16 protein-coding genes are annotated in these 17,206 nt (G+C 65.3%); 13 read left to right on the top strand and 3 right to left on the bottom strand.

Annotated elements, in window-relative coordinates:
• Window positions 1-11: 11 nt before the first annotated feature.
• Together grpE and ACYPYD_RS18510 are read left to right on the top strand one after the other, a co-directional pair.
• Window positions 12-578: a nucleotide exchange factor GrpE gene (gene grpE / locus ACYPYD_RS18515; RefSeq protein WP_459664710.1), complete on the top strand. Its 567-nt coding sequence runs from the start codon at window positions 12-14 to the stop codon at window positions 576-578.
• 140 nt (window positions 579-718) lie between these two features.
• On the top strand, window positions 719-979 hold the full coding sequence (locus ACYPYD_RS18510) for a hypothetical protein (protein ID WP_459664708.1): 261 nt from the start codon (window positions 719-721) through the stop codon (window positions 977-979).
• A gap of 58 nt (window positions 980-1,037) precedes the next feature.
• Here the strand turns inward: ACYPYD_RS18510 and ACYPYD_RS18505 are convergent, their stop codons facing one another.
• A complete protein-coding gene (locus ACYPYD_RS18505; RefSeq protein WP_459664706.1) occupies window positions 1,038-1,505 on the bottom strand; it encodes a vgr related protein in 468 nt (155 codons plus the stop codon).
• A gap of 14 nt (window positions 1,506-1,519) precedes the next feature.
• On the bottom strand, window positions 1,520-2,092 hold the full coding sequence (locus ACYPYD_RS18500; protein ID WP_459664703.1) for a copper chaperone PCu(A)C: 573 nt from the start codon (window positions 2,090-2,092) through the stop codon (window positions 1,520-1,522).
• Window positions 2,093-2,280: 188 nt separating this feature from the next.
• Here ACYPYD_RS18500 and dnaK point away from each other — a divergent pair, with 188 nt between their 5' ends.
• Together dnaK and dnaJ are read left to right on the top strand one after the other, a co-directional pair.
• The gene (gene dnaK, locus ACYPYD_RS18495) at window positions 2,281-4,185 is read left to right on the top strand and encodes a molecular chaperone DnaK (RefSeq protein WP_008832740.1); all 1,905 of its coding nucleotides are present in this window, start codon (window positions 2,281-2,283) and stop codon (window positions 4,183-4,185) included.
• An 81-nt stretch (window positions 4,186-4,266) separates the two neighbouring features.
• Window positions 4,267-5,391 (top strand): molecular chaperone DnaJ, encoded by a 1,125-nt coding sequence (gene dnaJ / locus ACYPYD_RS18490; RefSeq protein WP_008832738.1) that lies wholly within the window; start codon window positions 4,267-4,269, stop codon window positions 5,389-5,391.
• A 93-nt stretch (window positions 5,392-5,484) separates the two neighbouring features.
• Here dnaJ and ACYPYD_RS18485 read toward each other — a convergent pair whose 3' ends face one another.
• A complete protein-coding gene (locus ACYPYD_RS18485; protein WP_459664700.1) occupies window positions 5,485-7,809 on the bottom strand; it encodes a patatin-like protein in 2,325 nt (774 codons plus the stop codon).
• Window positions 7,810-7,879: 70 nt separating this feature from the next.
• Here ACYPYD_RS18485 and radA point away from each other — a divergent pair, with 70 nt between their 5' ends.
• From radA to rnr, 9 genes are all read left to right on the top strand, one after another.
• Window positions 7,880-9,247: a DNA repair protein RadA gene (gene radA / locus ACYPYD_RS18480; RefSeq protein WP_459664699.1), complete on the top strand. Its 1,368-nt coding sequence runs from the start codon at window positions 7,880-7,882 to the stop codon at window positions 9,245-9,247.
• Window positions 9,248-9,259: 12 nt separating this feature from the next.
• Complete coding sequence (locus tag ACYPYD_RS18475) at window positions 9,260-9,787, top strand: CvpA family protein (protein ID WP_459664697.1); 528 nt, start codon at window positions 9,260-9,262, stop codon at window positions 9,785-9,787.
• A complete protein-coding gene (locus ACYPYD_RS18470; protein ID WP_271183324.1) occupies window positions 9,756-10,214 on the top strand; it encodes an iron-sulfur cluster assembly scaffold protein in 459 nt (152 codons plus the stop codon). Before ACYPYD_RS18475 ends, ACYPYD_RS18470 begins: the two co-directional genes overlap by 32 nt.
• Window positions 10,215-10,266: 52 nt before the next feature.
• Complete coding sequence (gene alr, locus ACYPYD_RS18465; RefSeq protein WP_459664695.1) at window positions 10,267-11,316, top strand: alanine racemase; 1,050 nt, start codon at window positions 10,267-10,269, stop codon at window positions 11,314-11,316.
• Between the two features lie 106 nt (window positions 11,317-11,422).
• The gene (phaR, locus tag ACYPYD_RS18460) at window positions 11,423-11,983 is read left to right on the top strand and encodes a polyhydroxyalkanoate synthesis repressor PhaR (protein WP_008832732.1); all 561 of its coding nucleotides are present in this window, start codon (window positions 11,423-11,425) and stop codon (window positions 11,981-11,983) included.
• Between the two features lie 21 nt (window positions 11,984-12,004).
• Window positions 12,005-12,442 (top strand): NUDIX hydrolase, encoded by a 438-nt coding sequence (locus tag ACYPYD_RS18455; protein ID WP_285022021.1) that lies wholly within the window; start codon window positions 12,005-12,007, stop codon window positions 12,440-12,442.
• Between the two features lie 155 nt (window positions 12,443-12,597).
• Complete coding sequence (gene proS / locus ACYPYD_RS18450; RefSeq protein WP_459664693.1) at window positions 12,598-14,145, top strand: proline--tRNA ligase; 1,548 nt, start codon at window positions 12,598-12,600, stop codon at window positions 14,143-14,145.
• Window positions 14,146-14,179: 34 nt separating this feature from the next.
• Entirely contained in the window at window positions 14,180-14,764 is a 585-nt protein-coding gene (locus ACYPYD_RS18445; RefSeq protein ID WP_036523161.1) for a DUF805 domain-containing protein, read from the top strand.
• Between the two features lie 145 nt (window positions 14,765-14,909).
• Window positions 14,910-17,206 (top strand): ribonuclease R (gene rnr, locus ACYPYD_RS18440; protein ID WP_459664691.1); only part of this gene is annotated, 2,297 nt, incomplete at its 3' end.

The following is a 17,206-nucleotide window of genomic DNA, read 5'->3' as shown; positions in this document are numbered from 1 at the left end:
CCAAAGAACAAATGACCGACGACAAGACGCAGTCGCCCGCCATAGATCCCGCAGTGGCAGAGGAACTTCAGGGCGTGCCGGAGGACTTCGTGGACACCAAGGGCGAGAACGAGGAAATCGCGAAGCTGCGCGAGAAACTGGCTACGGCCGAACAGGACGTACTCTACGCCCGCGCCGAAACGCAGAACGTGCGCCGCCGCCTCGAAAAGGACATCGCCGACACCCGCGCCTATGCCGCGACCGGTTTCGCGCGCGACATCCTCTCGGTGTCCGACAATCTCACCCGCGCGCTGACCGCGATCCCCGCGGAACTGCGCGAAGACGACAAGCTCAAGGGCCTCGTTGCAGGTATCGAGGCCACCGGTCGTGAGATCGACAAGGTCTTCGCCAGCCACGGCATCACCCGCATCGCCGCGATGGGCCTGCCGCTCGACCCCAACCAGCACCAGGCGATGATCGAGCTTCCTTCGGCGGATGCCGAGCCGGGTACGGTCCTGCAGGAAATGCAGGCCGGTTACATGATCAAGGACCGCCTCCTGCGTCCGGCTATGGTTGCCGTAGCCAAGAAGCCGGACTGATCGAGTTTCTCTATTAAGCTGAACATTCGGCCCGCCTCCGCAAATACCGGAGGTGGGCCGTATCGTATTGTTGCCGGGGAACCTCACGCGCGCGCCTCCGTTCACTCGTGTATAGGCTACAGAATTTTCGGAGAACATCGATGCGCAAGCTCATCCTTCCCATTCTGGCCGCCGGTGCGCTGAGCATCGGTGGCTGCGCGAGAAACTATGCGGGCGAGGGCGCCCTTGCAGGCGGCGCGCTCGGCGCGGGCGTTGGCGCGATCGCTGGCGGTGACGTCGGCACCGGCGCGGCGATCGGCGCTGCAGCGGGCGCGGTGGCGGGTTCGCAGGCCAAGAAGAACGACCGTGGCTGCTATCGTTACGATCGTCGCGGCGACCGTTACTGGGATCGCGATTGCTGATCCTCTCAGGGAATAGAATTAAGAAAGGCGCGGACACGGCGGTGTTCGCGCCTTTCTTTCAGCGGAACGGCAGAATCCCGCGATAGGCTGCCAGTTCCGGCGCTCCGGGAAAGTGCAGCCCCTCACGCAGTAGAAAGACGTGCCGCACGATCTCCGCCTGCTGCTCGATGCCATAGCGATCGAGTGTCCAGCCCGGCCTCAGCACATAATCGTAACGACATAGCGGATGACGCATCAGTGGCAGATACCAGCGTCCCTTGCACTGGGTTTGCCACACATGGGTCATCTCGTGGATGAACAACCCCTGCAGTCCCGGCGCAGCGTGCGAGAAATCATCCAGATAGAGATCGCTGCGGGGATGGAAGTGCAGGTGCCCGCAAGGCGCCATGACCGTGTTGACGGGCTGGAACGGGAACCATCGGCGGCGACGGACACGCACCGGCGCGCAGTCCACCGCATCTCCGAAGATCGAGCCGACGAGATCGACCTCGCCCGCCGTCAGCGCCCGCTCGCCCCGTTGATCCACAGCCGGACCGACGATCAGTGCTGCATTCCTTCCATGGAGCCGTGATCCATGCCCTCATGGTTCATGCCACCGCCCCCCGTATCGCTCCCCAGGGCCTCGACCTGCAGCGGCATCGACAGCTTGTCACCATCGGAGAAGGTCAGCGTCAGTTCCGCCTTGCCGCCGGGCTTGAGATCGGGCGAGACGTCGAAGACCATCACGTGAAGGCCGCCCGGCGCGAAGACCATCGAGGCGCCCGGGTCGATCGGCAGGCTGTCCACCTTGGCCATGCTGCCGCCGTTGCTCTGGTGCATCTCCGCCTTGGCCGCGCCCGAGACATGGACACCTGCCAGCGTAACCGGCTCGGCGCCGTCGTTGCGCACGGTGAAGTAGACTGCGCCCGGGCGGCCCGCGACGATCGGAAGCACCAGCTTGCCGTCGCTGGCCACCATGCCGGGCTTGGCGTCGGGGCCGGAAAGGGTGGCCTCATTCGATTCGGTCGGGCTGTCGGGCGTCTTGCCGCAACCGGCGACCATGGAAATCAGCGCCACGGAGCAGATCAGGGCCAGCGAGGCACGGGGGGGCAGGTTACGTTTGGTCACAGGCATTTCCCTTTGTTATGCCCCGTTTCTGAATCGTTGCGCCTAATGCCATTCACACAGGCTTGTTCCAAGCGAAACGTCACCTATATCCGGCCTCGACGACTTGGAACGTCACCGAGCCGTGCAAGCTGCCTTGCCTTGTGTAAGGGAGGCGATCCGCACGGTGTCACCCACTGACGTGAGGAATGGGGATAATGGCTAAAGTAATTGGTATCGACCTTGGCACCACCAACAGCTGCGTCGCCGTCATGGACGGCGGCAAGCCCAAGGTCATCGAGAATTCAGAAGGCGCGCGCACCACGCCCTCGATCGTCGCTTTCACCAAGGATGGTGAGCGCCTGATCGGGCAGCCTGCAAAGCGCCAGGCCGTGACCAACGGCAACAATACGATCTTCGCGGTGAAGCGCCTCATCGGCCGCCGCTTCGACGACCCGGTGACCAAGAAGGACACCGAGCTGGTTCCGTACCACATCGTCAAGGGCAAGAACGGCGATGCCTGGGTTCAGGCTGGCGGCGAGGACTATTCGCCCTCGCAGATCAGCGCCTTCACGCTCCAGAAGATGAAGGAAACCGCCGAATCGTATCTGGGCGAGACGGTCACGCAGGCGGTCATCACCGTTCCTGCGTACTTCAACGACGCCCAGCGCCAGGCGACCAAGGACGCCGGCCAGATCGCCGGTCTCGAAGTCCTGCGCATCATCAACGAGCCGACCGCTGCGGCGCTGGCCTATGGCCTCGACAAGCAGGACGGCAAGACGATCGCGGTCTACGACCTCGGCGGCGGCACCTTCGACGTCTCGGTTCTGGAAATCGGCGACGGCGTGTTCGAGGTGAAGTCGACCAACGGTGATACCTTCCTCGGCGGTGAAGACTTCGACTCGAAGGTCGTGGAATGGCTGGCGGACAAGTTCAAGGCCAAGGAAGGCCTCGACCTCAAGACCGACAAGCTCGCGCTGCAGCGCCTTAAGGAAGCGGCTGAAAAGGCGAAGATCGAACTGTCGTCCACCGCGACGACCGAAGTGAACCTGCCGTTCATCACCGCACGCATGGAAGGCGGCGCAACCACCCCGCTGCACCTCGTCGAGACGATCACCCGTTCCGACCTGGAGCGCATGGTTGCCGACCTGATCCAGCGCACGCTGGAACCTTGCCGCAAGGCGATCGCCGATGCCGGTCTTTCGGCCAAGGACATCGACGAAGTCGTGCTCGTGGGCGGCATGACCCGCATGCCCAAGGTGCGTGAAGTCGTGAAGGACTTCTTCGGCAAGGAGCCGCACACCGGCGTGAACCCGGACGAAGTCGTCGCCATGGGCGCGGCGATCCAGGCCGGCGTGCTGCAGGGCGACGTCAAGGACGTGCTGCTTCTCGACGTGACCCCGCTGTCGCTGGGCATCGAGACGCTGGGCGGTATCATGACCAAGATGATCGACCGCAACACGACGATCCCGACTAAGAAGAGCCAAGTCTACTCGACCGCCGAGGACAACCAGCAGGCGGTAACGATCCGCGTGTTCCAAGGCGAGCGCGAGATGGCGCAGGACAACAAGCTGCTCGGCCAGTTCGACCTCGTCGGCATCCCGGCGGCGCGTCGCGGCGTCCCGCAGATCGAGGTGACCTTCGACATCGACGCCAACGGCCTCGTGAACGTGTCCGCCAAGGACAAGGGCACCGGCAAGGAACAGCAGATCCGCATCCAGGCCTCGGGCGGCCTTTCGGACAGCGACATCGACCAGATGGTCCGTGACGCCGAGAAGTTCGCCGAAGAGGACAAGAAGCGCCGCGAATCGGCCGAGGCCCGCAATCAGGCCGACAGCCTCGTCCACGCGACGGAGCAGCAGCTGAGTGAGCACGCCGACAAGATCGACGCTTCGCTCAAGGCTGAAGTCGAGGCCGCGATCGCCGCGACCAAGACCGCTCTGGAAGGCAACGACGCGACCGAAATCAACGCCAAGGCTCAGGAACTGACCCAGGTGGCGATGAAGGTCGGTCAGGCCATCTACGAGAAGGAGCAGGCTTCCGCTGCTTCGCCGGAAGCCGCCAAGGCCGACGACGACGTGGTCGACGCCGAGTTCTCGGAAGTCGACGAAAACAAGGGCTGACAAGTCCTGATGAAAACCCTGGCCGCCACCTGTGCAAACCGCGCCGGTGGCGGTTAAGGTATTCCGACGGGGAAATATCACGTGTCAGCGACTGAAATCGACTATTACGAACTGCTCGAGGTGGAGCGCACGGCGGACGACAAGGTCCTTAAGTCGGCCTACCGCAAGCTCGCCATGCGCTTCCACCCGGACAAGAACCCGGGCTGCGCTGATTCCGAGGCGCGCTTCAAGCAGATCAGCGAGGCTTACGACTGCCTCAAGGACCCGCAGAAGCGCGCGGCCTACGATCGCTATGGCCATGCCGCGTTCCAGCAGGGCGCAGGCGGCGGCCAGGGCGGCGGAGACTTCGGCGATATCGGCGACATCTTCGAATCCATCTTCGGCAGCGCCTTCGGTGGCGGTGCTCGTCAGCAGCAGCGGCGCGGCGCCGACTTGCGCTACGACATGGAAGTCAGCCTCGACGAAGCGTTCCGGGGCAAGAGCACCGAGATCACCATCGAAGTCTCGCAATCGTGCGAACCCTGCAACGGTTCGGGCGCACAGCCCGGCACCGGCAAGCGCGGCTGCTCGATGTGCGGCGGCCACGGCAAGGTCCGGGCGCAGCAGGGCTTCTTCGTGGTCGAACGCACCTGCCCCACCTGCCACGGCCGGGGCGAGGTGATCGAGAAGCCCTGCCGTTCGTGCGGCGGCGAGGGCCGGGTGGACAAGCCACAGACGCTGCAGGTGGACATTCCGCCGGGCGTCGATTCGGGCACCCGCATCCGCCTCTCCGGCAAGGGCGAGGCCGGGCCGTTCGGCTCGCCTCCGGGCGATCTCTACATCTTCCTCCACGTCAAGCGCCACCGGGTGTTCGAGCGTGATGGGACGACACTGGTGACCAAGGTGCCGATCACCTTCACCACGGCGGCGCTGGGCGGCTCGATCGAGATTCCCGGCATCGACGGCGAGGCGATCCAGCTCGACATTCCGGCAGGCATCCAGTCCGGCAAGCAGCTGCGCAAGCGCGGCGAGGGCATGCCGGTTCTGCAGGGCCGCGGCCGCGGCGACCTCGTGATCGAGATCGCGGTGGAAACCCCGACCAAGCTGTCGGCACGCCAGAAGGAAATCCTGCGCGAGTTGCAGTCGACCGAGACCGGCGACGAATGCCCGCAGTCGAAGGGCTTCTTCGACCGCATCAAGGACGCCTGGACCGACCTGACGGAGTAAGTGGCGAGCGGGTAGGGCCGATTTTGGCTCACCCGCTCCCCTTTCCAACCTCGCCATTGCTTCGCTACGCTCGCGATGACGAACTGTGGCTTCCTATTTCCCCGCCAGGACCTCGCGCCGGATCCGCTGCACCAGCCCCGGGTCGGCGCGCAGTCGCTGCTTCTCCTCGTCGAGAATCGCCAGGAATGCGCGTCGCTTGAACCCCAGCAGTTCCGGCGCGGAAATCGCATGCTCCGCCGACAGCGTCGAGGCCATGAGGTCCATCATCCGCTCGGCGCCGTGGAGCCGTCCCCAAAGATAGTCGTTCTCGCGGTAACTGCGGCTGAAGAACGCGCCGAAGTTGAAGAACTCCTTGCCGCGCAGCGTTTCCTCGCGAAGTCCGTCGCGGATCGCGTGGCAGTCCTCAGGCGAGATGCGATCGACCAGCACGGGATCGAACTCGGTCAGCCCCTCGCCGCGCAGCAGAGGAAGAGTGACGGTGTCGTAGAACGGGAAGCCGAGGTAGGCCAGCAGCACGCGCCGCCGCAGCGCCTGCGGCATGGCGGACAATGCCTCGGCCAGCAATTCGTCCACTGCGGCGTCGGTTTCCAGCAGACTCCTTGCCTGCGCCATGTGATCGACGACGGACTGAGGATCTTCGAAGAACATGCGCGCCAGCGCCGGAAAATCCTCGCCAAGCGCGACTAGCGGTTCCCGGTCGATATAAAGCGCCAGCGCACGATAGATGGCCGTGCGGGCTGCGTCGCGGTCCTGATCGGTGACGCCGGGCTCGGCCTCCCACTCCTGCGTCACGCGGCGGGCGAGCAACCGCAGACGCCGCACCCGGAAGGGCAGGTCGTGCGTACGGAAGAACTCGATCATCGCCGGCGAATGCGCATCCCGCAGCCCTTGCGCCCGGTCGAGGCCGTTCGCGGCAAGATGTGCGATCAACCGGTCACGCACCGGCTCGGGTGAATGCAGTTCGAGTTCGGGCGCCGCTTCGAAGACCATGCGCGCCAGCATCGCGGTGATGCCGCTGAACTTGACTTGCGCATAGCCGTGATAGGCGAAGCCCGCCTGCTCGAACGCCGCGAACTGCGCCTTGGTGCGCCATGCCGAGAGGCGCTTCGGTGTCGGTCGGTCGAGGAAGAAGGTTCCCCCGAACAGCTTCTCTACCGTCTCCTCGATCTCCGGGCGCAGCGCCACCACGATTTCGCGCAGCGCCGCCATCTCGCGCGAGCGTTGCTCCAGCGCCTCGAGGTTGTCGCGGATCGGCTGCTCGCGCGGGATGGCGGAAAGCGAACCGAAGATCACCGGGAAGAACCCCGGCAACTGGTTGTCCCGGCGCATCTCCGCCCCGAGATGGTCGGGAGTGGGGTCGATGTAGACGAAGCGCCGGTCCACTTCCCGCGCGGCGGGACGGTCGCGCAGGGCTTCCATGGCATCGGCGAACGGCGCGTTCACCAGCACCGAGCCGTCGATGAGCGAAACGCAGCCGAGATCGCCGCGCCGGGCATGCTCGGGCATGATCCGGGCGAGGAACGCATCGCGCGTCGGCCAGGCCTCGCCCTGTTCGTCGACAAGGCGATCGATCTCGCTGATCTGCAGAGGCGGGAAGGCGCCCGGGAAGCTCGCCGAGGCGCGCGCCGCCATCACCAGCTCGGGAATCGGCGCCAGCGCAGCACCTTGCGTGCCGACTTTCGCGCGGAAGCTGAAGGTCAGGCGATGTTCGCTTTCCAGTACCATCTGAGGGGAATGGAGGCGCAGCGTCTCCAGATGGCCCTTGAAGTCGGTCGCCGTCACGAAGAGGTCCAGCGGGTGCCCGGCCGGCAGCAAAGGCCGACCAGCCGGAACTTTGCTCATCGCCGTCAGTGCACGGTGCAGGAGTCGCGAAAAGCCGATCCCTCCGAACGGCGGCTCGAACCAGCGCGAGCGCACGAGGCGTGACAGCTTCTCGCGCACTTCCGCCCGTGTCTCGGGTGCTACGCTTTCGCTGACGGCGTTGCCCGGGCGGTGCAGCAGATAAGTGACAAGCGGGGTCGCCCAGAACTTCGCGGCTTTCGACCAGGGCTTCGCCTCGGGATCGAGCAGTACGTCCACGTCGGCGGTATCGAGCCACAAGTCGGTCAGCGGCTCCAGCGACTGGCCGGAATTGATCGCCTGCGCCAGGAAGATGGAGTTGATTCCGCCCGCGCTCGCTCCCGCGACGATGTCGGTGAGTATCCGGAGGCGCAAGTTGCCGGCAGTCTCGAGCCGTCTGAGCAGGTCGAGATAAACCGCGGCGCTGCCTTGCGGCGCCTCCTCGTCAGCCGCGTTCGCCCACGCGGCGCGGCTCGCCTGCAGGGCCTTCCACAGCTCCTTTGTGACGCCATGCATGTAAACGGCGAGGCTGACACCCCCATAACAGACCAGAGCGATCCGCAGTTCTTTTTGCTGCATGCGGGTTATCTTACGCAGGGTTACAGGATTGGCAATTGCGTTCTCATTCCGTTCCGTTTACGCGGGCGGCATGGCGAAACCCAAACGTCGATATGTCTGCCAGGCCTGCGGGGGCGTCTCCACCCGATGGCAGGGCCAATGCCCGGATTGCGGGGAGTGGAACACGCTTGCGGAGGACGCGCCGCAGACGGTGTTCTCGGCGAAGCATGATTTGTCCTCGGGCGGACGTCCGATACAGTTCACCCCGCTCGACCAGCCCGGCGAAGTGCCCAGGCGGCAGACGAGCGGCATATCGGAATTCGACCGCGCGCTCGGAGGAGGGCTCGTGCCCGGCTCCGCCATTCTGATGGGCGGCGATCCCGGTATCGGCAAGTCCACGCTGCTGCTGCAGGTTTCCGCCAACGTCGCCCAAGCAGGAGGGCTGTCGGTCTACGTCAGCGGTGAGGAAGCGGCAGGGCAGGTGCGCCTTCGGGCCGAGCGCCTCGGGCTGTCCAGGGCGCCGATCCAGCTCGCGGCGGCAACGTCGGTACGGGATATTCTCACCACGCTGGGGATGATGGATAAGCCATCGTTGCTGGTGATCGATTCGATCCAGACGATGCATTCCGACCAGATCGAAGGCGCGCCGGGCACGGTCAGTCAGGTGCGCGGCTGTGCCTTCGAACTGATCCGCTATGCCAAGGAAAACGGCGTCACCCTTGTCCTCGTCGGCCACGTCACCAAGGACGGCAGCATCGCCGGCCCCCGCGTGCTGGAACACATGGTCGACGTGGTGATGAGCTTCGAGGGAGAGCGCAGCCACCAGTACCGCATCCTGCGTTCGATCAAGAACCGTTTCGGCCCGGTGGACGAAATCGGCGTGTTCTCGATGGAAGGCTCGGGGCTGGCCGAAGTCGGCAATCCCTCGATGCTTTTCCTCTCGGGTCGTGAGGAACCGATGGCGGGCAGCGCCGTGTTCCCGGCGATGGAAGGCACCCGCCCCGTACTGGTGGAAATCCAGGCGCTTATCGTCCGGCTGCAGAGCGGCGCCACGCCCCGCCGCGCGGTGGTGGGCTGGGATTCGGGCCGCATGGCGATGTTGCTGGCGGTGCTGGAGGCGCGCTGCGGGCTCAGTTTCTCGAATGCCGAAGTCTACCTCAACGTTGCGGGCGGATACCGGCTCGGTGATCCGGCCGCAGACCTTGCGGTGGCGGCGGCGTTGGTCTCGGCGCTCGGCGACAAGCCCTTGTCCACCGATGCCGTATGGTTTGGCGAAGTCTCGCTGGCCGGAGAGATCAGGCCGGTGGCCCATGCCTCGATCCGGCAGCGCGAATCGGCCAAGCTGGGGTTCTCGAAAGCGTTCGGTCCTGCGAACGGTCCGGTGCCGGGAAAGGGCCTGACGTTTTCCGGGCTGACGATGCTGCCCAACCTCGTTGACCGCATCCTGTCCGATGCCTAATTCAGCGAGTCTATGACTGGCTTCGACATCGCCGTCCTCCTCTTCGTGGGAATTGGCGCCATTACCGGCTTCATTCGCGGCTTCGTGCAGGAAATCCTTGCACTTGCCGCGTGGATTTTCGCCATTTTCGCCATCCGGCTGTTCCATACGCCGCTGACGGCGGTGCTCGGCGCTTACATCAGTTCGGATTCGGGAGCGGCAGTGCTGGCCTTCGCGCTGCTGCTGGGCATTCCGTTCCTGGCGGTGAAGCTAGTGGCCAAGTGGGCCGGCGCCAAGAGCCGCGCCTCGGTGCTCGGGCCGATCGACCGGGTGCTGGGCTTCGGGTTCGGCGCGGTGAAGGGCGTGATCGTGATCGTACTCGGCTTCTCGGTGCTGGTGCTGGGCTACGACACGATCTGGGGCATCGGCGGACGCCCCGAATGGATCACGCAGGCCCGGACTTACCCTTTCATCAACGCCAGCAGCGAAGCGCTGGTCCAGCTCATCGCCGAACGCCGTGCCGAGGCCCATGCGGCCGCAGCAGCGCACGAAGCGCAGTAAGACCGGCGTGTCCACGGCCGTACTTTATACGCCGGACGTTCTCGCACTCGCGATCGAACTGGCCCGTCATCCGCTGACCGACGACTTGCCCCTGCGCGGCGAAGCCCGTTCGCGCAGTTGCGGCAGCACGATAGCGCTGGGCCTCGCCTTCGACGATGCCGGTGCGATCGCGCGCGTCGGGCTGCGCAGCCATGCCTGCGCGATCGGGCAGGCATCTGCCGCCATCTTCGCCCGCAATGCACCGGGCGCGTCCGTCAAGGACATCCTTGCGACGCGCGCCGCCGTGGTAGCGTGGCTGGCAGGCGAGGGCGCATTGCCGCAATGGCCCGGATTCGCCGCGATCTCCGCCGCGCGGGACTATCCTGCGCGGCACGGTGCGGTCCTGCTGCCATGGGATGCGGCGGTCGAGGCGATCTCCCGCATCTGAGCGACTGCAGCCGAGTTGCCCCGGCACGACAGCTGGGTCTATGGGCCATCACGTGACTTCGTATTCCGACCTGCCCGCTCCGGCGCTCCGCCTGGATCTCGACCAAGACGCGCTGCAATCCAACTGGCGCGCGCTCGACCGCATGTCGGGCGGCGCGCGGGCAGGGGCGGCGGTCAAGGCGGATGCCTACGGCCTCGGCGTGCACAAGGTCGTACCTGTGCTGCAAGCCGCTGGATGTGACGATTTCTTCGTGGCGCACTGGTTGGAAGTCCGCGCGGTACTTGAAGTGGCGAGCCCCGGCTCGCTGTCTGTTCTCCACGGACCGCTGACGCCGCAGGACGCCGCTTATGCGCAGGCGACGGACGTGAAGCCGGTCATCAACTCGCTCGAACAGGCGCGGCGCTGGATCGACGCCGGAGGCGGGCGCTGCGACCTGATGGTCGATACCGGGATGAACCGTCTGGGCGTGACGCTGGACCAACTGGGCGAGCCGATGCTGGCACAGCTCAAGATCGACGTCCTGCTCTCGCATCTCGTGGCCGCCGAGGAAGACACGCCGCTCAACGCCATCCAGTGCGAACGCTGGAACGATGCCCGCACGCGGGTTCGCCACAAGCGGGCAAGCCTCGCCAACAGCGGCGGCATCGCGCTGGGCGAGGCCTATCACGGCGATCTGACCCGCCCCGGCATTGCCCTTTACGGCGGAGTGCCCCGGCCGGAGATGGCGCCCATGCTGCGCCAGGTCGTTCGCCCGCAAACCGCGATCCTGCAGGTCCGTCATGTCGAAGCGGGCGAGGCCATCGGCTACAACGCGACTTTCACCGCGCCCGCCGCGATGCGCGTGGGGACGATCGCCCTCGGCTATGCCGACGGCTATTTGCGCTGCTGGTCCGGCAAGGGACGCTTTTGCGCTGCAGGAACGATTCTGCCGGTACTCGGCCGGGTGAGCATGGACCTTACCGTCGTTGATCTCACCCATGCTCCCGACGTTACGGAAGGCGACTGGATCACGGCGGACTATGCACTGCCTGAGGCTGCGGCCACCACGGGGCTGTCGCAATATGAGCTGCTGACGTTGCTCGGCAGGCGGTTCGGGCGCTGAAAATCGCGGAATTTCCGCCGATTTCCTCTTTTGCTGCGCAGCAATTTGTGTTGCAATGCGATATCCCGGAATGGTAACTTAACTATCCGGCAAATGGGGACTGGAAATGACTGAAACGGCGTCTGGCGAAGACAACACCGTAATCATCAAAAAGTACGCTAACCGGCGGCTCTACAATACCCGTTCGTCAAGCTACATCACGCTCGATCATCTCTCGAAGATGACGCGCGAAGGGGTGGACTACAAGGTTCTCGACGCCAAGACCGGCGCCGACATCACCCACACGATCCTCACCCAGATCATCATGGAAGAGGAATCGAACGGTGAGCAGATGCTTCCCGTCAACTTCCTGCGCGAACTCATCAGCATGTACGGCAACCAGATGCAGTCGCTGATTCCGCACTACCTGGAAGCCTCGATGGAGAACTTTCGCGCCAACCAGGCGAAGCTCGCCAAGGCGTTCGAGGACAGCCTGGGCAACAACCCGCTTGCCAAGCTGGCCGAGCAGAACATGGCGATGTTCCGCGCTGCGTCTTCCGCGTTCATGCCCGGCGCGGAAAAGCAGCCGGAAACCAAGGCGCCGCCCGCCGAGGACGCAGGCGATCTCTCCGCGCTGCGCGACCAGATGGCTGAAATCCAGAAGCGCCTCGACGCGCTGGGTAAGTAAGCAAGCCGAAGGGGCGAAGCGATGACCTCCCGCGTCGCTCGCCCTGCCGCGCGCATCATTCTGCTCGATCCGGCTGAGCGCGTACTGCTGTTTCGGTTCGACCCGCCCGACCGTCCGCCGTTCTGGTGTACGCCGGGCGGGGCGGTCGATCCCGGCGAAAGCTACGAGGACGCGGCAAGGCGCGAACTGCTGGAGGAAACCGGCTTCGTTGCCGAGCCGGGACCGCAAGTGGCGCAGCGGATCGCCGATTTCATCACCATCGAAGGCGTGCCGGTGACGGCCGACGAGCGCTATTTCCGCATACGCACTCCTGCGGGCACCGATCCCGAGGCGATCGACACCGGCGGCCACACCGAACTGGAACGCTCGGTGATGCGCAGCTGGCGCTGGTTCGACCGCGCGGCATTGGCCGCGCTGGAGGAACCGTATTTTCCGGAAGATCTGGCCGAGATGTTCTAAGGTCGCGCGGGCTTTCGGGGGCTTCGACAAGCTCAGCCTGAGCGGGTTTGGGAGGTTTGCACTACCCCCCGCTCACCCTGAGCTTGTCGAAGGGTCGTGCGGAGCGCGTCGCCATTCATTTGAACCTTGCGCCAAGTCCCGCTAACAGGCGCGCCATGAATCAGAAGACCGCGATCCGCCACGCTCTCTCCACCAAGCGCGAAGATGATTTCGCCCAGTGGTATCAGGAAGTCATCTCCGAAGCCGAAATGGCCGAGGAATCGGGCGTGCGCGGCTGCATGGTCATCAAGCCGTGGGGCTACGGCGTGTGGGAACGCATCCAGCGCCTGATGGACGACCGCATCAAGGCGGCGGGCGTGCAGAACTGCTACTTCCCGCTGTTCATCCCGCTCTCCTACTTCGCCAAGGAAGCCGAGCACGTCGAGGGCTTCGCCAAGGAGATGGCGGTCGTCACCCATCACCGCCTCGTCGGTGACGGCAAGGGCGGCCTCGTGCCCGATCCCGAGGCGAAGCTGGAAGAGCCGCTGATCGTGCGCCCCACTTCCGAAACCGTGATCGGCCAGGCGATGGCGCGCTGGGTTCAGTCGTGGCGCGACCTGCCGCTGATGGTCAACCAGTGGGCCAACGTGGTGCGCTGGGAAATGCGCACCCGCATGTTCCTGCGCACGAGCGAATTCCTTTGGCAGGAAGGCCACACCGCTCACGCCGACCGGGACGATGCGGTGGCCGAGACGCTGCGCGCGCTCGAAATGTACCGCGACTTCGCCGAGACCGAGCTGGCGATGCCCGTCATGGCCGGTGAAAAGCCCGAGAACGAGCGCTTCCCCGGCGCCGTCGCCACCTATTCGATCGAGGCGATGATGCAGGACGGCAAGGCGCTGCAGGCGGGCACTTCGCACTACCTCGGCACCGGCTTCGCCCATGCTGCCGGAATCACCTTCCAGGACCGCGAGGGCACGCAGCAGTATGCCCACACGACCAGTTGGGGCACCTCGACCCGCATGATCGGCGGCCTCATCATGACGCACGGCGACGACGACGGCCTGCGCGTGCCGCCCGCCGTGGCGCCGCACCAGATCGTCATCCTGCCGATGCTGCGCGACACGCCCGAGGACGACGCGCTGCTCGCCTACTGCGAGGAACTGCGCAAGGCCCTCGTCGGCCAGTCGGCCCTTGGCGAAAGCGTGCGCGTGCTGCTCGACAAGCGCCCCGGCAAGGCCACGCAGAAGCGCTGGGCCTGGGTCAAGAAGGGCGTGCCGCTGATCCTCGAGATCGGCGGGCGCGATGCGGCGGGCGGTCAGGTCTCGATGCTGCGCCGCGACAAGCTGTGGACCGAGGCGGGCAAAGCGAACTTCGTCGGCCTCGCCAACGACGAGTTCGTGGCCCGCGCTTCGGCCGAGATCGAGGACATCCAGGCCTCGCTCCACGCCGAAGCAAAGGCCAGGCGCGACGCGAACATCTCGAAGGCATCCAGCTTCGAGGAACTCGCGGCGTTCTTCGCCGAGGACAAGCGCTATCCGGGCTGGGTCGAAGTCGAGTGGGCGCGCCCGACCGGTGATGAACTCGAAGCGGTGGTGCAGAAGCTCAAGGGCCTTAAGCTCACCATGCGCAATACGCCGCTGGGCGCCGAACCCGCGACCGGTAACTGCATTTTCACGGGACGTGGCGCCGTGGAGAAGATATACGTCGCCCGATCCTACTGAATGGGGTCTTACTGATTTCACACGGGGGCTCCGGATGATCGCAGCGATTAAATACAACCTCGCGAACCTGACCAACTTCAAGGGACGCGAGGGTCGCTCGGCCTTCTGGTTCTATTTCCTGTTCCTGGCGATCATCCAGATCGTGATTTCCATCGTGATCTCGATGGTGATGACGGCACCGATGATGGCAGACGTGTTCGAGGCTGCGAAGCAGGGGCTGAGCGAAGCCGAGATGCAGAAGCGCATGTTCAGCCGCCTTTCGGGGATGATGCGCACTTCGGTCTGGGCTTCCGTCGCCAGCACACTCGTACTGACCGGTCTGCTGGTTGCCTCGTTCACACGGCGGCTGCACGATTCCGACAAGCCGGGCTGGATCGCCGGGCTGACGGCGCTGATCCAGTTCGCGGCGCTAGGCATGGCGGTCGCTTCGGTTGACAAGGTCGCCGAGATGATGATCATCGCCCAGAGCGGCGACATGGTGAAGCTGCAGGAGGCGCAGGCCAGCGTGATGATGAACGGCATGCTCGGCTATGTGCCCCTGCTGCTCATCATCGTGTTCGGCGTCTGGCCCTCAAGCGACGGCGCCAACCGTTATGGTGCGGAGCCCGATCACATCTAAGGCCCACTTTTCGTCATTGCGAGCGAAGCGAAGCAATGACGAAATAGGGGGATGAGACGAGCGATCACACAAGGCGGCCTGGCTTCCGGGGGCAATTCGCGCCTGCGAGATTGCATTGCACGGCTGCAGGGGGCATCTGCGTGGGATGCCCGCAAACAACCGCCCCGCCAATAACCGAACCTCAGGCAATCGGCTCACCGCCAACCGTCCGGTCAAGGATCGTTCGGCAAAGGATCGCCCCACGCCGGGACTGCCCACCCGCAAGCAGATCCTCGACTTCATCCAGAACTCGAGCGAACCTGCGGGCAAGCGCGAAATCTCGCGCCACTTCGGCCTCAAGGGCAATGAAAAGATCCAGCTCAAGGCGCTGCTCAAGGACATGGCCGAAGAGGGCCTGATCGACGGCAAGCGTACCGCCTTCCACAAGATGGGCGGGCTGCCCAAGGTCACCGTCCTGCGCGTGATCGACATCGACGAGGGAGAGGCGATCGCCGTCCCCGATACCTGGCAGCCCGATGACGCCACCCCGCCGCCGCGCATCCGCCTGATCGAGAAGGGGCGCGGCTCGGCGCTGCGCAAGGGCGACCGCGTGCTGTCGCGCACCGAGGAAAGCGCTACCGGCTGGCGCGCCTTCCCGATGAAGAAGCTGGAACTGCGCGCCGACCAGATCCTCGGCGTCGTCGAGATCGACGGCGGCGGCAAGCCCTGGCTGGCGCCGGTGGACAAGCGCATCCGCAATTCCTCGCCGATCTCCGATCTTGGCGAGGCGAAGGCGGGCGAGCTGGTGCTGGGCGTGCCGATCGGCCGTTCGGCGCGGCCTTCGGTCAAGGTGACCGAAGTGCTCGGCGAACCGCTGGCGCCCAAGTCATTCAGCCTGATCGCCATCCACAAGCACGGCATTCCCAACCACTTCATCGAGGAAGTGCTGGAAGAGGCGCAGGTTTCCGCCAAGCTGCCGCTCAGCGCCGAGCACCGCGAAGACCTGCGGCACCTGCCGATCGTCGCCATCGATCCGTCCGACGCGCGCGATCATGACGACGCGATCTGGGCTGCACCGGACGGGCAGGGCGGCTTCGACGCGCTCGTCGCCATCGCCGACGTGTCGTTCTACGTGCGCCCGGGCGGCCAGATCGACCGCGAGGCGCGTCGGCGCGGCAACTCGGTCTACTTCCCCGACCGCGTCGTGCCGATGCTGCCCGAAGTGCTCAGCGCCGACGTCTGTTCGCTCCGCTCCGGAGAAGACCGCGCGGCGATGGCCTGCCACATGAAGATCGACGCCGAGGGCAAGATCACCGACTGGCGCTTCACCCGCGCGATCGTGCGCATCGACGAAGTGATCGCCTATGAAGAAGCGCAGGCGCGCATCGACGAGGGCCGCGCGGCCGAGCACCTGACCAATCTGTGGGCCGCGTGGAAGGCACTCGCCGCCGCGCGCGCCAACCGCGATCCGCTCGAACTCGAACTGCCCGAACGCCGCGTGAAGCTGGACGAGAAGGGCCGCATCACCGAGATCGCGATCCGCGAGCGGCTCGATGCCCACCGCGTGGTCGAGGACTTCATGATCGCCGCCAACGTCGCCGCCGCCAAGGCGCTGGAGGCGAAGACCGCGCCCGTCGTCTACCGCATCCACGAGACGCCGAGCCGTGAGAAGCTGATGGCGCTCAAGGACTATCTCGCGACCTTCGGCAAGAAGCTGGCGATGGGGCAGGTCATCACGCCCAGCCTGTTCAACCGCATGCTCAAGGACGTGACCGACGAGACCGAGAAGGCGCTCATCATGGAAGCGGTCCTGCGCAGCCAGACGCAGGCCTATTACGGCCCCGCCAATGCCGGCCACTTTGGGCTGGCGCTGGCGTCCTACGCGCACTTCACCTCGCCGATCCGGCGTTATGCGGACCTTCTGGTGCACCGCGCATTGGTCGATGCCTATGGGCTGGAGCAGCCGAAGCCAAAAGCCGACATTCCGGCGCTGTCAGGCCTGTCGGAGCGTGACCGCGAAGACCTCGGCCGCGTCAGCGACGCGATCAGCCAGGCCGAGCGCCGCGCCATGGAGGCCGAGCGCGAGACGATCGACCGCTACGTCGCCGCCTGGCTGGCGAGCCGTGTGGGCGAAGTGTTCGACACGCGCATCACCGGCGTCCAGAAGTTCGGCTTCTTCGCCACCATCGTCGGCCTCGGCGGTGACGGTCTGGTCCCGGTCTCGACGCTGGGGGACGAGCGATTCACGTTCGATGAGAAAGCCAAAGTGCTGGTCGGCGACGAGACGGGCACGGTCTTCTCGATCGGCCAGATCCTCAAGCTGCGACTGGCGGAGGCCAATGCGCTGACCGGCGCTCTCAAGTACGAGCTTCCCGACGGCGGCGGCCGGATCGAGCCGCGCGGGAATGCTCCGGCGCTCAAGCACAAGGGCAAGCACTTCGTCGGCCAGCGCGGGCGGCCGAA

Source organism: Novosphingobium sp. 11B (assembly GCF_054589055.1).
The sequence above is the reverse complement of the archived record's forward strand: the minus strand, read 5'-3'. Positions and strand labels throughout refer to the sequence as shown.